This is a genomic window from Type-E symbiont of Plautia stali (assembly GCF_059731115.1).
This window is the reverse complement of sequence record NZ_AP035906.1, coordinates 3,569,215-3,583,925: the sequence shown is the minus strand read 5'-3', so window position 1 is coordinate 3,583,925 and position 14,711 is coordinate 3,569,215. Positions and strand designations below refer to the sequence as shown.

Below are 14,711 nucleotides of genomic sequence, written 5' to 3'. Positions count from 1 at the left end.
TATCCCCTTACAGAATGATTTCGGCAGACTGACCGAGCAGCCAGATAGTCGCGACCAACAACACGACGCCGGTTGCGACGATGGAACCAAACTTGGTCCAGGTGGCGCGCTCGTTACGCACTTCAACGAACGTATGCACCGCGCTGGTTGCGACGTTGATAAATGCCACGGCACAGACCAGCAAACCGGCGAAAACAATGAAGTCCTGCGCGTAGCCTTTGATCTGGCCCATCAGGCCAGTGCCACCGCTGGATTCCGGCGCTTCAACCGAAGGCAGATCGGCCAGCGCCGGTTTGCAGGACAACCAAGCCAGAATCAATCCGGAACCCAGACGCATAACCTGACGGTCTTTAAAGCGAGACAAGCGAACAAACTTTGATTTCATGGAACATTCCTCTTTGACGGGTAAAGGCACTTCGAAAATGTCTGCGTTAACTGGCGAACATCCAGATGCAGACGATCAATAAAGCCACAGAACGGATAACAAATCGGGCAAGCGCGGCATCCCGAACTTTGGTGTTTGCCCAGCCATGCCAGACATCCACCGCCGCCCATGCTGCCCAGAGAAACAGCACGCACAGTAGTAGCCCAACGGACACCAGATACAGAACGCTAATATCGATGTTGCCGGATGCCGTTTTAAACGCGTTGATCTGCGCGGCGGTCATCGCCATAGCGGACGGCCTCGCGTGTAGTCGCCGCTGACCTTGCCGTAATCCAGCGGCTGCGCACGCGAGGGCTGCGTGTAGCGATCAATGCCAGCACGCATGGTGTTGAGGTCCTCGTTAGCTTTCTTGTAGTCGAACAGGTAACGGCGGCGGCTATTGGGATCGGACTGCGCGGCGACGGTGCGGGCGCGATCGAGTGAGAGCTGGACTTGGTCTAGTAGACGTTGGGTAGTGGCGAGTTCGTCAAATTCTGCGCCAAATGCCGATAATGAAATAAGACATAAACTAACAGATATTTTTTGTGTTAATCTCTTTGAAAATACAAGCATGACAATACCCTCCTATGAAGGGGTTGATTATATGCATGCTGTTTGCTGTTGATTGGCCATTAAAACAAAACGTCTCAATGAGAAATTTATAAGCCAGGCCTCACATACATAGATGTTTAAACTGGCAATTTCCCCGGCGCTATAAATTAAACATACGTTTTAAAAGACTATTGAAAGCTCTTGCAACAGCAGGGCTTTCAGGAACTTTCCTTTCAGTAGCGTCCTGGGCCTCATCAAAGGTGTTAACTTGGATTTTTGCAAGTTCAAAGTAATCCTTAGTGTATTTCCCTTTGCTGCTGTCATTTAGAATGTCATAGTAAACTATTTTGTTTCTGTTGAGCTGTTTAATATTATATGCCAAATGGTTATCCCAGGAATCTAAGTTGGGGTGTAAAAACTTATATTTTTCAGGTAAGTAATATTGATTGCCCCTTTTAAATTCATCAAAGCCACCCTCAATGAAATCTACTTTCTCGCCTTTTATTCTCATATTACATCTTTTGCAAGACACTGCGAGATTAAGGATTTCAAACATCTCTGTTTCAATCTTAGATTTAGGTATAATATGCTCTATATCCAAAACCATATTGAATTCATCATCAAAACTCCTGCAACAGTAACAGCAGCACTCACGTTGAATATCTCTAAGGTGATTTTTTATTTTTCTTTTAAGTTTGTCTAGCTTTTTATCATCCCAGAACTTATAACCTTTTTTTAATGAAAGAGTAATTAATATCTTTTCTTCATCCGTAAATTCCAGGGGCATTATGATGACTCCTTCTTGTTGAAGGATATATCATCAATAAGATTTGTCACTCCGAAAAGAAATTCTTGCTGTGCCTCATCTTCAGTAAGGTGCTTGTAATATTCAATCCTGCTTTTAGCTAATTCTTTTCCGATTTTACCCTCTGTGAAATCGTCAAGTATATCAACGCACCTATTTGAAAGAGCTCTATTTTTTGGTGTTAGCGTGTCAAAATAATTAAGGTATACCTCTTCTGCATTGGCATCATTATCGTGCATTTTAACAAAGTCGGAATTAAGTCTTTTATATACTGACACATTGTTATTACTAATCATTGACGAAATAATAAGAGGTGAGTGTGTAGCTATTACTACCGTACATTCATTATAGCCTATGGCCCCCCTTAATAGTGAGAAGTAATCCGACTGCCATTTAGGATGAAGGCTGTTTTCTGGCTCATCGATAAAGAGATAAGACTTGCCTCTTAAATTTAAAGCAAGATGAAGTAATAAAGCAATGAACGACAACTCACCTGAACTAGCATGATTTACTGGAAATTGCCTTCCATTCTTGCCTAAATAAATATCAATGCCAGATATGAAACCAGCTCTCTTAAGTAGCTTTTCACTCTGAATTAATTTGTAAAAATCCGAAAAAAAACCTTCACTAAATGAACTGCTTTCACTTTCTAACCACAGAATACCGCCGCGCGTTCTTACTGATTCATTAATTGCTCTGTCGATGGAAAATTTCAACTCATCATCAATTACCTCATCAGAATAATCATAATATATTGGGTATGCATTACCTTTCGAATCGCGCCCGTACCTAGTTGAGTTAATGAATTTCTTTTTGAAGTTTATTCTAATCCCTAACAACTGATCATAACCCAAATAATCAAGTACGCTAAAAAATTTATTCATGACAATTTCATTGTTACTAGAAAGGCTATTCTTAATTGCTTGCTGGGGGAAATATCTCCCTATACGATTGCCAATATAACTGTAGTTCTGACTTTTAGGATGTAACTTAAACTTATCGAACAGTGTGTTTGAAACTGTTATCGTGTCTAATCCTCGCTCATATATATCTTCTGACAAGAAATTTAGCATGCTACTTTTACCACTTCCATTTTTTCCTACAAGAAGGTAGTAGCCTTCATAAGATTTAATTAGTTCATCAGTAGTTAACATTTTATTTTATAAGTGAATCTTTATAGTTGATAGTGAGTTCCGCATTCATTTCGATGTTAATTCATGAAAATGAGTGATGTCTACTTTATTTTCAGCCCTAATTTATAAATTGACAGTATGGAGCATTAATTTAACTTTACCTGTCGCGCCGCCTATGCGGCTTGCCTGCTGACGACAGCGCACAAAGTCGAGCTTTGCACGCTGTCGTCCAGCTTAGAGGTATTTCTTGAACGATGCGGTCAACACCGCCAGCGCCATTCCCAACATCAGCGCAGCAGGTAGCAATAACAGATTTGGGTACACAGCCGATGGCCACGACAGATACACCATGCAGGGCACATAGAACGCGGGTTTAACGAAGCGTTTGACATGGTGATAAACAAAGCTGGATTCATATGCCGCGCCGTAGCGCCGTAGGTCTCGCCGCCCCAGACCATCAACTACAGCGACCAACACCACCATCAGAAACAGCGGTATTGATAACACCAGAATCGTCACACGAATCAATGTCACCACAGCGACATAAACCGTCGCCAGCATATATTCTTGCAGAGCCGATGCCAGCCAGCGGCTACCGGCACTCAATCCGGCAGCAACAGCATTTCCGCCGCTTTCCATTGCCTGATTTTGCTGGGCAATCCATCCCTGCAGGCCGCTATCGACAACCAGCCACTGATAAACCTGTGTTACCCCGGTAGTGACCGTCACCGTGGGCTGTGACAGTAGCAGGCTGCGCGTAAACTCAGTGGAGAGATAGCCGCTCTCGATCTGCATTACCTGCTGGCTATGCGCTGCACCTTGTTCTGGCCAGAAGAATGCAATACCGATGTACTCCATTACCAGGCTAAAAAACAGCGAAGCCAGCAGCATGCCAATCAGCTTCCACGGCCATTCCCATAGCAGATTAAACAGAAAGCCATGCTCTTTAGGCTGCTGAACGCGGGCGGGCGGTGCAGTGGTGTTTGGTGGTGGCATTATTCACCTCCCGGCGGTTCTGCGCCAGCAGCACCAGACCACCATGCTTCGCTGGTGCGGTAATTACGGCGCATTTCAGCAGCGATTTTCTCCAGGCTTTCCGGCATCAAATCGGTTTTATCAGCAGCGGGCAGTGGCATACGAATCTTCCATAGCTGGCCGCCTTCCAGCAGTGCGAACGCCTGGCCTTTGGGCAGATTGATGATGTCAGCCGGAGTGAGCATCGGCGTTTTCACCATACTCACGCGGTCCTGCGTGTTGGAGGTGAAATCAGTGCCTTGCTCTTGGTTGGTGATATCGGTGTACCCCGAAACCAGAGTTTTGGAATACACATCCACTTCAGGCAGTTGGCTGGTGAGCAGCTCGGCGGTGCGGTTCTCACGCACGCGCAGCATGATCAGCGTATTGAAGTTGCCCGTGACTTGCGCAGCTTTGGCGCTGCTACCAATGCGCGCCTCGATGTCAGAAATTGTTTGGGTGTACGCCGTCACTTCGATGCCCGCGCCACCGCCTTTGTTGATAAGCGGAATAAACTCATCGCCCATCAGTTCATTGAACTCGTCGCAGTGCAGGCTGATCGGCAGCTTGCCGTCGCCATTTTCCGGTAAGCCATCATTGATGCCGTGCTTGTAGATATGCCCCGCGATACTCACCAAATCAGCAAACATGCTGTTGCCAACGGCAGCGCCGACTTCACTGTCAGAAAGCGCATCCAGCCCGACATAAACGATGCCGCGCTGGCGAATCACCTGTTGCCAGTCGAAAATCGGGCGCGGATCGTCGAGGTCTTTATAGTCAGGCGAGAGCAGCGCCGCCGTTTTGCCGGTGGTGAGTTTTTCCAACAGCGGCAGCAATGAGGCGACGATTTTATCGAAGTAGGTTCGGTCGTAACGTACAGCTGAGCGAAGACCTTCCAGAATGGGATCGTAGAGCTTTTTACCGGCTTCAGAACTTAGCGCCAGCTCCATTGCCCAAATGCGCGTGGCGTTTGACTGCCCCTGCATATTGCGCGGCAGATCTTTTTCCTTAAGCACATTGCTGCCATTCTCAATTTTGCTGCGCAGCTCCGGCAAATGCTTATCAACCAGATGTTCCACGTAGCGCTGATAGAGCTCGCCTATGTTGGTGACGTAGCGAAGGATAAGCGAGTAATCGGGGCGCTGGCCAAGCGCAACCAGCGCGCGCGTTACGATATTCACGAATCGCCAGGCAAACTCGCGAAACGCGGCGCTGTTACCTTCAGCGCCTAATTGACCAGCAATGCGCGAAGCCACTTCCGACACGCGCCCGAAGCGGCCAACCGCGTTGTAACGAGCCGAGATCTCTGGCCAGCCAAGATGGAAAACGTGGAAGTCATCCTGACGACCGGCGCGGTGCGCTTCAGCCCACATGCGTTTTAGCAAATCGGCATCGCCTTTGGGATCGAAGACGATGGTGATATTGCCGCGCCGAATATCCTGCGTAACCAGCAACTCCTCCAGCCGTGTTTTGCCCACGCGCGTGGTGCCAACGACTAACGTATGCCCAACGCGCTCTCGTAGATCCATTGATACATCGCGCTCATTCGGTTCAATGCCGTGCAGCGCCGGATTGCCACCAACCGGTGGCAGCGGGCGAACCGGGTTCATCGGCGTATCAGCCGAAATCATCGATGACAGCCAGGGCAGAGAATGCTCGCACGCACGTTCAAGCCTGCGCGCGATCTGATAGACCTTCGCTGGCTGCACGTACTTTTCGACTTCTGGCCGACGCGTATCGAGTAGGCGCTGAGTGTGTTTTTGCTGCCAAAGAAAACCTTTACCCAAAAACAGCCGGTGATTGCTTACTGGAACCTGGCGGCTGGTCATCACATAGCGCGGCAATCGGCGTAGATTTCTGCGATACCTGATCACCTGACACCCCTGACGGGCGCGTACGACGGCCAGCACCGCAAAGCCCGTAGCGGTGACATAACTCACCGAAGGCGACAGCGCGACAGCCCAGGGCGCTGCAACACAAACATAGCTGGCGGTGGCGGCTACCAGCGTGGTGTTGAACTCAACTGCGGGACGCAGTAGTGCTTCAATGACATAGCGATCGCTCATAGCAGTGACTCACTTTTGGCTGGATTCAGGCATGCTGAGCGTGGTGTGATGCAGATTACGCCAGCACCAGTAAGCGCGCAGCAGAGCCAGAAAAAGGACGAAGAACAGAGGGAGGAGCATCAGCGCTGCGTGGGGGATTCCATGCAATCCGACGAATCCCATCACTCGGCTGAAACCTGCTGGCTCACTGAATGCTCGGTGATCAGCACCGGGTAATGTTCCAGCTTGAGGCGGCGCGCCAGATCGCTACCTGATACCGGAGCCAGCTGGAGATTGGGCGCAATCTGGCGCAATTGCTGCAATGATGACGAGCTGCTGACGTTCACCACCATCCCAACCGCACCACATCGCTTGAGCAGTCCAGCGTTTCGCGATAGCCATTCCTGCGATTGCTCATCATCACCAACCAGAAACAGCGCACCAATTCCCGGCAGTTTCAGCACGCGTGGCTCAATGATGCCGGGAGTGAGTTCAGGTGTTGCCACTGGCAACACTGAACCTTCACTGTAATCAGGTTGGATTGACTGCTGCTGCGGCTGAGGTTCAGCGTTAATGCCTTCATAGAACGTCGCTGCTGATTGACCGCCGAGATCTGCGATAACGTTGAGTTCCGCATGTGAGAGAAATGGCAATGCGGCGATCGCGCCAGCCAGCATCAATTTGTTCATTGCTGCCTCCGGGGTTCTGTCCAGATGATTTCGGTTGAAGGTATTTGGTTGCTCGCGAGATTAGCGGGTGCCTGTGTTGCGATTGGACGAGGTTGAATAGGCGCTAGCGAAGCCAACTTTTGGCTGACAATCTGCTGATAGCGCGCTGCAGGTTTACCGCCAGCCGGATGGTGATAGCAGCCAGCCGCTTTCAACCAACTGCCGGGGCTACGCTCCCAGCATTCGCGAAGAATGCGTGCAGCCGCGTTCAGGTTGATATACGGGTCAAACGCATCCCACGTTGAGCTGAAGTGATGGCCATTCCAGCCAAGATTGACCTGCGCGATGCCGACATCGATTCGCTTCAATGGATGGTTTTTCATGAACTGCTGTAGCGCTTGCCAGGCCGCTTGCCTACTTTCATAGCGGTAGCCTTTGCCTGCGACATTGATTGTCCAGGGCCACGGGCGCGTACCTTGTGGTAGCTTGCGCGATGATTCAGCCAGCGCCAGCGAGTAAAGCGATTCAGCTGGAATACCATGTTGCAGAGCTACTTTCTGATAACCCGACGGCACGCTTTGCATGCTGGTTGATGCAAGAGAGCTAGCGGCACTCAGCATCAGCGCGGCGGTTAGAACGCTGCGATATGCCATCCGCTTTCCCCCTGCTGGAGAAGAACCGGCATGATGCCGTTGCCGTAGCGCATCCAGCGGCCTGCATCGTGATTAAGGGTGATGCGGCGTTCGCGTACTTGTTCGGCGGGAATGCGGTGCTGTTGTGCCCAGTTGCGGAGTTTCTGATCGCTGCCTTCGCTATCGACAAGGTAGATATCAACGGGGCGTTTATCGGCGAGAACGGCGGAGAGTCTGGCATCGCAGCGCTGGCAATCTGCTTCGCGCACGAACAGCGCGAGACGACCGCCTGAGTCATGCGCGATACCAGCGGCGTTGCCCATATTCACAGGTAGCATGTTGGGCATCATGCGTTTCCAGGCAGCATCAACTTCGCGCTGGAATTTAAGCTCTTTTTCGGTGCGCTCGTACTCCTGTTTTACCCAGAGTTCGGCGTAGTGGCGGCGCTCGGCGTCGCTGCGGGCTTCTATGCCCAATGTGCTTAATGGATCTAAATTTGGAGACAGTGTTCCTCTTTTACCACTCTTAAGCTCTTCAAAGCGCTGATAATCTTGTTTGCCAATTCCCCAAAGGTTGCCTACATTTTCTTCCGAAAATTTTACAGTGCCTTTAGTAAAATCTGAATTGTCACTTTCAGCCCCAATGACAAACTTCAAAGGTAAAAGTAGTACAGTAATTAAAATCAAAAAAAATCGTCTCATTGCTTCTCCCAAATGAACATAAAGTTATGAGGTGGAAATAAAGGAAGAGTAATGATTAACGTGATTTAAATGAACGATAAAGTGAAAGTGTGAAAGGTTAAATTAAAAACTACTTAGTATATTTATGTCACTATGGTTATCTAAATAAGTGACCATAAATATTTTAATGTATTTTCAATGGTCGCGTAATCAATGAATTTATTGAAGTAAATTTTTGTTGATATCAAGCTTGGAACCCAAGCGATAAAGGAAAAAATGACCATCCAGAACTTAAGCTTTTTGGCTTGTGACTTAAGCTTTTCTTTTTGACTGTTTATTAAATTAAAGAGATCGCTTCCGTTATTTGCCTCAGAGTAACTAAACGTACTATCAATAGAGGAGCTGATTGCATTTATTATTTTTCTTTGCTCTTGCGTGGTTATAAAAATCAACAGTGACGCAGCATAAACCCCTAACAAGAGAAGTAGTGATTCAAAAGAATCCTTCGATTTGAATATAGCCAAAGGGACAGCTAGCGATACAGGAAGGCCAAATAACTTACCTGATATTCCAGATAGACAGGACGATATTTTTGATGATAATTCAATATAATTTTCAGATGCAGCCTTCTTTTGCTTTAAAAAAGAGAATTTAGTCAGATAAGCTTCAAAGTTCCCTCTGTAAATACTTAATAAAACATCCCAATTGTTTACGATTTTATCAAATGGATTGCCACCAGATCTTTCAATGTTCAAAAGCTCGAGAATTGAAACTCTAAACAAGGATGATTTTTCTTCTTTATGTAGCCTATCGATATCGGACGACATAATATTATCAATAATATCGACACTATCAAGTTGCTTTTCCAAGTGATCACTAGTTATCTTTGGTGTGATCACTATTGGAGCACTTGTGTCTTTTATCTCTGGATTTGAGTCAATGAAAACTAAATTCAGACATCCAGATATCTTATCATCGTAATAGTAAGAGCTTAATAACTTTAACCCATTGATTATTTTAGCTAATCCTAAAGCAGACTTTAGATTTCCGGTAACGTTTTCATCTGATTCAGAGAAATCATAATCCTCATCCGACAAATAGACATTATAGGAGGGTTCAGATTTATTCAAATGATTATTACCTTGAAGATAAGATAAAATATTTTTCTTGAAGGTAAAATCACCCGAAGGAAACACAATAGATAGTTTAACAACATCGCTGGAGTATTGAGGGCAAGGGTCTCCAAATGTAGTACTAATCTCATTAGCACCATTAAGTAATGTAAACTCTGATAATGAATTATCATTTGACCAAATTTCATTCAAAATGACATGCGCATCCTGCGTTAGAATGCCATCAAAGGTACACTGATTATTATCTAACTCAGGCCTGTTAATGAGCCTGTAGAGTTTAACTAAAAGCTTGAACTCATTGAAATCAACCATTTTTCTCTTCCAAGGCTTTTTCAATTTTTGCCTTAGTGTCTTCATCTAGATTAGATATGATAATCTTATTCTCAGCTTTAACATATCTAATATCCGCACCATCTCTAGTGCCCAACACCCTTTTTTCAAAAACCAATTCCCAACCATCTGACTTAGTTCTAACGCGGGAACGCCTTGTAAGAGTAGCTTGGCTAACGCCAAATTCATTAGGCAATCCAATGTCATCGCTATTCAGGAACTCGGTAAGATTATCAATAGCATTCCCAAGTTTTGGAGGAATTATGCCACGGACGACATGTTCAATATCATTTATACTCGCAGTTTCCCCATTCGCCTTTTCTTTCAAATAAGTGAAAACCGCCTCATAAGCTGGTTGTTTATAGGGTTTGAGATCAGCGTTTGCTTCAAAAAACTGTCTTACCCCCGTTAAAGCTAATTCGGTTGCTTTTGAGGGAGGCAAGCTATCCGAGCACCCTAAAGCCGATACAAAGTAACCAGAGGCATCAATGTTTGACTTGGGGCTTACAAAGGCTAAGTAATTAGGCTTATCTTCATCCTGAGATGTTATATGATTGAAATATCTATCATAATTGATTCTGGCGGCCTGATGAATTTTAGATAAATCTATTTCAACAGTTTTGACTGGGATTAAATCATCATTTAAACCTAAAGCATCTTTCTGCTTTATCATTGTAACCAAAAAATAATTAGAGCCTTTTACTTCAAAGTGTGAGAACACAATCGCTCCGCCACTTGCTGCTATCCTGTGTGGGTCTTTTGCTTGCTTTGAAAGCTCATTCATACAGGTTTTGGAGAAAGAAATAAAATCTTCACTAGTTGCATTGCTTTCATAATATTTATTGAAAGCTGCAGGTACTTTATAAATGTCAACATTAGAATCGAATGTGCCACGAGCTGCTTGGCTTTCCTTTTTTCCTATAAGCCCATAAAGCTCTTCAATTAAAGTTTGAACGTAGATGTCATTTTTTGGAAGAACTTTAGTTTTTATTTTAGTCTCAACCGCCTGCTTTCCAGACTCTTTAATTAAATCATGAATGACGCAATGGCGAAGTTTAAATGACATTCTACTGTCCTTGTGAAAAAGAAATTTATTTTTAGTTTTTATAACACCAAGTTCACTGTTTCCATAGTTAAATTTGTCTAAAGCGTGGAGCTTGCTCATCGATGAAGAACGCCGTGACACATGTCACGGCGTTTCGTTTGTGCTAAAAGGAATTTTTAGCATATGAGCGTTGCCCTTCAGCATGACTCGGTGGGGTCGTTTCAGTTTTTTCTGCCTTAAAAACCATCTGCTGGCCAATCTTGATCCAATCAACTTTAATCAGCCTAGCTTTCAGGCTAACCCGTTGTTCGCCCGCATGATCACCTTTGTTAAGCGTGAAAATGTCAGACGTCAGGTTGCTGAGAGTAAACCCAAGCAGCACTTTCTGGTCCTCGTCTACGGCTTTCTGACAGCGGCTTATAAGGTCCGTTGCCTCCTTACCGGCGACAGTGGCATCAAAGCGCACATAGGTAGGGTTGTCAGTGGGGCCGCTCAGCGCATTAATCACCACGCTGAGGAAGCTGCCAGTGAGGGTTTCAATTCTGCGAATGTTGCTCAGATAACCCAGGCCCTTGATGTTGAGATTGAAGTATTCAGGTTTGGTAGAAGCCGTGTTGGCGTTGTTTGCAGCGTTGTTAGTAGTGGTAGCAGTCATGATGTTTACTCCGGGAGTGGGAAATAGTGACGGAGAAACATTCATCCCTGACGGATAAATGCTTTCCGTCAGGAAGCGCGGATAGCTATGCCGCGCTGGCTGGTCAGTACAAAGAACCTCATCACACAGGTGACATCCGCATTAAGAGGTTGAGCGGATCGACCACTGCACAAGCAGCACTTCTCTCAGGTCGTGAAGTTTTAGATGGCAACCGCGTAAGCGTTTCTCTCAGGCTGCTGAAACATTGGCTGGTTGTTGAGACAACAACAATAATGCCGTTCCAGTGTCCTGCCGCTAAAAGCGGATGTCAGCGATAAAGTAGTTTTGCGGATATGAAAATAAAAAAGCGCCAGCAATTGCCAGCGCTCAGGGCCTGCACGCAGACCGATGGTGTATTCGTTACTCCGGGAGTTAAAGCTCCGGCGCGGTTTTCACGGAGGGCGTGCGCCTTACAGACCAAATCGGATGTGCGGTGATTTGCCTGCCGGACTGATGATTTTCTGTCCCCGTAAAAGACATCCAACCATCCCGCAGTCACGGGGTGCTACATCGAAGCCTGTTAACCTTATCAGCATCGCTGAGGACATAAAAGGCTTTGCTGAAGAGCCGGAAAGTTATTCAGAAGCTTCACTACTATCCGCCAGTTTTTTCAGGTTTGGAGAGAAGGTGGAGAGCATTTTTCCCCTCATCACCTCCAGATCAACATCGCCCAGCAGCTTGACGGCTTCGCTGGCAATCACCGTCTTCTGTTCCAGATCGGCGCGCGTTACAGCGAACGAACGATAGTGCTGTGCGATGCCATACACCTTGCGCACCAGATGGCCGCCATTGCTGAGCATTTCATCGCGCTCTTTTCCGCTGATCAGCCCGTAATGGGATGCCTGGAACACCTTCATTGCCAGTTGATCATAACCAACCAACAGCCAGACGCAGCGATAACCCAGCGGCGTGCGGCTGAAGACGCCAATATTGAGCGGCGACACCGACGATACATCCGTCAGTGAGATCCGCGCAGGGATGGCTTTAAGCGTCGCTTCCAGCTCATCGACCAACTTCTGGATCTCAGTGGTCGCCAGATCCAGCGCGTTCTCCAGCTTCAACAGCGCCATATCTGCATAAGGGTTATCACCCTCGGCGTCACGGCTCATCAAACCGGCGCGCTGAATCACGCGCGGCATGCTGAGGATTTGTGGTCTGCCACGTTCGCGCAGGTCATCAGGTTGGCGTCGGCGGCCTTCCCACAATCGAATCGCATAATGCGAGTGCAGTTCAATGGTCAAAGAGGAGCGTAACGCGCCTGCTTTGGCCGTATCGGTTTCGTTCTTTTCTTCAGCCATTTCCCACTCCATATAGTTGATGATGCTGCACCAGTTTTCAGGAGCGTTAAGGCAACATCTATCGTAAAACCATTCACACAGCTGCCAGTTATCTGGCTCGTCAGCTTTTCAGGCGTTGGCGTATCGATTGCACGATCTCAGCGATGTCAGCGGCAGAGCTGGTTGCCCTTGTCGTCGGTTCAGGTTGTGCCGGTTTAGTCGGTGTGGCGACAGGCGACGGGTCTGCAACGTGAGTGAACTGGCCGGTTCTCGCTTTTTTGATAATCGTCAGCAGCCAGCCGGTTGGGTTCTGGATTGAACCGGCATCAAGATTCTGGCCAAGTTGGTGAAGCAGCTGCTGCGACTGCTCAGCGGGCAACGCTGCCAGCCGGTGCTCAAGCATGGTGAGATCTTCCTGGCTGAAACGCTGCCGGTAGCGTTCGGGGATGAGTTCCGATGTTGGCGCAGCCGGTGTATACGTGTTTTTTTTCACACCTTGTGTAAAACAACGTACGTTACCGTTCGGATTCCGAACTCCGGGCCGAAGCCTTGGTATCAGCGAGGGTTCGGAAACCGAACTCAGTGAATTTGAATGCGCCGGTATAATGGGTTCGGCTTCCGAACTCGGTGTTTTTATACCCGGTTCGGAAACCGAATTCGGGTGAGTGAACTTCCTGACTACGGCCATTTCCTGCGGCGTTTGTGGCTTGCCCAGACGACTTTCGATCTGGCTAATATGGCTTTTGCAGTGGCGCATCTGCGGGTCATTTTTGATTTCATCCAGCACCTGCAACGCAGTTTGCTTGATGGTTTTATTGCCGCTGCGGCACGCTTCAGCGACGGTATCGAGCCACGCCGGGTCCATGATTTCAGCGTCGCAGCAGGTTAGCGGTTCGTCGTGCTGCGCATAGATATTGCCGCGCACGCGTCCCTGATCGTCGCGAACGCGCTTACACAGGCTGAGCCAGCCGGTAAGTCGCAGCATCAGCAGCACGCGGCTGACCGTTTCGCGCGATGCCTTGCCTTTGTGCGGGGAAGCGAGCTGCAGTTGCAACTCGTCATAGCTGGGGAATACAGCGCCGTGGTTTTGCTGCGCGTACAGCCTGATCATCATCCACGCCATTTTATCGAGCGGTGAGAGCCGCGTATCAAGCAGCAGCTGGCGCGGGTAAGCATCCTGCACATTGCCGAGATACAGCAAACCGCTTCGCAGCTGCGAGACGCCATCGTCACTGGACTTTTCCGCCAGGCGCGCCTGCATTTTTTCCATCGTGAAAGCGATTAAGCTGTCAGAGGGGAGATTCATGTCATTTCCTTTTGCCGCCGATCGCTACGTGCCATCGGGTGAATGCTGTTATTGCTGTACCCCGCGCGGGATACAGAGTGACAACACTCGCTATTTCCAGATCGCCTTGCTGTATCTCTCATGCGTCATCAGTTCCCAGTCTTTGCCGCTGTTTTTACTTAACAGCCGCCAGAACAGGCCAATGTCGATTTTGAGATAGTCCGCTCCGTTCGCTTTGATGCGCGTGAAGTTGTTCTTGCCGCACCGGAACAGCGTCAGTTGCCTCACCGCTTTGCGGCGGCAGGGCTCTGGCACGTTGACCGGCGCGACAAGACCTTCAGTCAGCGTCTGGTTGCGTCGACTCATGCCATCTTCCGCATGGCTGCGGGCTCAGGCTTTTTGTTGCCGTGCCAGCCATGCACGGCGTGCCAGATAGCGGTCAGCGACAAATCCATCTGCTCAGCGCACAGCATCATCACGTCGAGGCCATCGGCGCTGTCGGGATCGTCAATGCTGGCTTTCTGCCACTTGCGCCAGATCTCGGCGTTGTCCTCGTCGTTGAGCACCACGCCGCGCCCCTTGCGCACTTCGATACCGGCCATGCGGCGGCGTGCGGCGACTTCAACCGTAGAAAGGCCGAAGTAGTGCTGCATCAACTCGATAGAGCCGTTGAGCGCCAGCGCGCGATCGATGCGCTGCAGGCGTCTTTGCTCGCGCCGTGCCTGCTGCAACATCAGCGACAGGTTTTCGTGGTGAATGCGGAAGGTCAGCACCGATACCGGGCTGTTCATCAGGTAGTGCAAATCTTCAATGGTGAGGCCATGAAGCATCTGCATTTCCTCTGGCATCAAACCCAGCGCTTCGCAGCGGCGGATGTAGCCTGACTTGAGTTCCATCACTAACTGGGTAAGCAGGCCGTTGGTGGCCTGAGACAAGCTGTTACTCATCATCGTGATCTCCGGTTTTCAGTAATCTCAATCGACTAAAAATGCCG

General features: G+C 48.3%; 18 protein-coding genes. 1 reads left to right on the top strand and 17 read right to left on the bottom strand.

Features of this window, described 5'->3' with window-relative positions; translation table 11 throughout:
• Window positions 1-7 precede the first annotated feature (7 nt).
• The 13 genes from AC6I8L_RS16405 to AC6I8L_RS16345 all read right to left on the bottom strand — a co-directional run bounded on the left by AC6I8L_RS16405 (window position 8) and on the right by AC6I8L_RS16345 (window position 11,116).
• The gene (locus tag AC6I8L_RS16405; RefSeq protein ID WP_175501691.1) at window positions 8-385 is read right to left on the bottom strand and encodes a TIGR03745 family integrating conjugative element membrane protein; all 378 of its coding nucleotides are present in this window, start codon (window positions 383-385) and stop codon (window positions 8-10) included.
• Window positions 386-431: 46 nt separating this feature from the next.
• Window positions 432-674: a TIGR03758 family integrating conjugative element protein gene (locus AC6I8L_RS16400; RefSeq protein WP_008107119.1), complete on the bottom strand. Its 243-nt coding sequence runs from the start codon at window positions 672-674 to the stop codon at window positions 432-434.
• Window positions 665-997 (bottom strand): integrative conjugative element protein, RAQPRD family, encoded by a 333-nt coding sequence (locus tag AC6I8L_RS16395; protein WP_058959259.1) that lies wholly within the window; start codon window positions 995-997, stop codon window positions 665-667. Before AC6I8L_RS16395 ends, AC6I8L_RS16400 begins: the two co-directional genes overlap by 10 nt.
• 139 nt (window positions 998-1,136) lie before the next feature.
• A complete protein-coding gene (locus AC6I8L_RS16390; RefSeq protein WP_264441651.1) occupies window positions 1,137-1,763 on the bottom strand; it encodes an HNH endonuclease in 627 nt (208 codons plus the stop codon).
• Window positions 1,763-2,935, bottom strand: a complete 1,173-nt coding sequence (locus tag AC6I8L_RS16385) for an AAA family ATPase (RefSeq protein ID WP_072226478.1) — start codon at window positions 2,933-2,935, stop codon at window positions 1,763-1,765. The genes AC6I8L_RS16390 and AC6I8L_RS16385 overlap by 1 nt, the downstream gene beginning before the upstream one ends.
• A gap of 213 nt (window positions 2,936-3,148) precedes the next feature.
• Entirely contained in the window at window positions 3,149-3,910 is a 762-nt protein-coding gene (locus tag AC6I8L_RS16380; RefSeq protein ID WP_058959262.1) for a TIGR03747 family integrating conjugative element membrane protein, read from the bottom strand.
• Window positions 3,910-5,994, bottom strand: coding sequence for a type IV conjugative transfer system coupling protein TraD (gene traD, locus AC6I8L_RS16375; RefSeq protein WP_058959263.1), 2,085 nt, complete (start codon window positions 5,992-5,994; stop codon window positions 3,910-3,912). Before traD ends, AC6I8L_RS16380 begins: the two co-directional genes overlap by 1 nt.
• A gap of 161 nt (window positions 5,995-6,155) precedes the next feature.
• Entirely contained in the window at window positions 6,156-6,662 is a 507-nt protein-coding gene (locus AC6I8L_RS16370; RefSeq protein WP_058959264.1) for an integrating conjugative element protein, read from the bottom strand.
• Window positions 6,659-7,294 (bottom strand): transglycosylase SLT domain-containing protein, encoded by a 636-nt coding sequence (locus AC6I8L_RS16365; protein ID WP_058959265.1) that lies wholly within the window; start codon window positions 7,292-7,294, stop codon window positions 6,659-6,661. The genes AC6I8L_RS16370 and AC6I8L_RS16365 overlap by 4 nt, the downstream gene beginning before the upstream one ends.
• Window positions 7,273-7,974 (bottom strand): TIGR03759 family integrating conjugative element protein, encoded by a 702-nt coding sequence (locus AC6I8L_RS16360; RefSeq protein WP_058959266.1) that lies wholly within the window; start codon window positions 7,972-7,974, stop codon window positions 7,273-7,275. Before AC6I8L_RS16360 ends, AC6I8L_RS16365 begins: the two co-directional genes overlap by 22 nt.
• A gap of 140 nt (window positions 7,975-8,114) precedes the next feature.
• A complete protein-coding gene (locus tag AC6I8L_RS16355; protein ID WP_058959267.1) occupies window positions 8,115-9,398 on the bottom strand; it encodes a hypothetical protein in 1,284 nt (427 codons plus the stop codon).
• Window positions 9,391-10,482, bottom strand: a complete 1,092-nt coding sequence (locus AC6I8L_RS16350; protein WP_058959345.1) for a nucleoid-associated protein — start codon at window positions 10,480-10,482, stop codon at window positions 9,391-9,393. The genes AC6I8L_RS16355 and AC6I8L_RS16350 overlap by 8 nt, the downstream gene beginning before the upstream one ends.
• Window positions 10,483-10,624: 142 nt before the next feature.
• Window positions 10,625-11,116, bottom strand: coding sequence for an STY4534 family ICE replication protein (locus AC6I8L_RS16345; protein WP_058959268.1), 492 nt, complete (start codon window positions 11,114-11,116; stop codon window positions 10,625-10,627).
• A 26-nt stretch (window positions 11,117-11,142) separates the two neighbouring features.
• On the opposite strand from AC6I8L_RS16345, the gene AC6I8L_RS16340 reads away from it, so the two are divergent.
• Window positions 11,143-11,433, top strand: coding sequence for a hypothetical protein (locus AC6I8L_RS16340; protein ID WP_153012252.1), 291 nt, complete (start codon window positions 11,143-11,145; stop codon window positions 11,431-11,433).
• Between the two features lie 297 nt (window positions 11,434-11,730).
• Here the strand turns inward: AC6I8L_RS16340 and AC6I8L_RS16335 are convergent, their stop codons facing one another.
• The 4 genes from AC6I8L_RS16335 to AC6I8L_RS16320 form a co-directional block, all read right to left on the bottom strand.
• Window positions 11,731-12,453, bottom strand: coding sequence for a PFL_4669 family integrating conjugative element protein (locus AC6I8L_RS16335; protein ID WP_082678094.1), 723 nt, complete (start codon window positions 12,451-12,453; stop codon window positions 11,731-11,733).
• Between the two features lie 100 nt (window positions 12,454-12,553).
• Window positions 12,554-13,738, bottom strand: a complete 1,185-nt coding sequence (locus tag AC6I8L_RS16330; protein WP_058959270.1) for an STY4528 family pathogenicity island replication protein — start codon at window positions 13,736-13,738, stop codon at window positions 12,554-12,556.
• Window positions 13,739-13,828: 90 nt separating this feature from the next.
• A complete protein-coding gene (locus AC6I8L_RS16325; protein ID WP_058959271.1) occupies window positions 13,829-14,083 on the bottom strand; it encodes a ParE family toxin-like protein in 255 nt (84 codons plus the stop codon).
• The gene (locus AC6I8L_RS16320) at window positions 14,080-14,664 is read right to left on the bottom strand and encodes a DUF2857 domain-containing protein (RefSeq protein WP_058959346.1); all 585 of its coding nucleotides are present in this window, start codon (window positions 14,662-14,664) and stop codon (window positions 14,080-14,082) included. The genes AC6I8L_RS16325 and AC6I8L_RS16320 overlap by 4 nt, the downstream gene beginning before the upstream one ends.
• Window positions 14,665-14,711 lie beyond the last annotated feature (47 nt).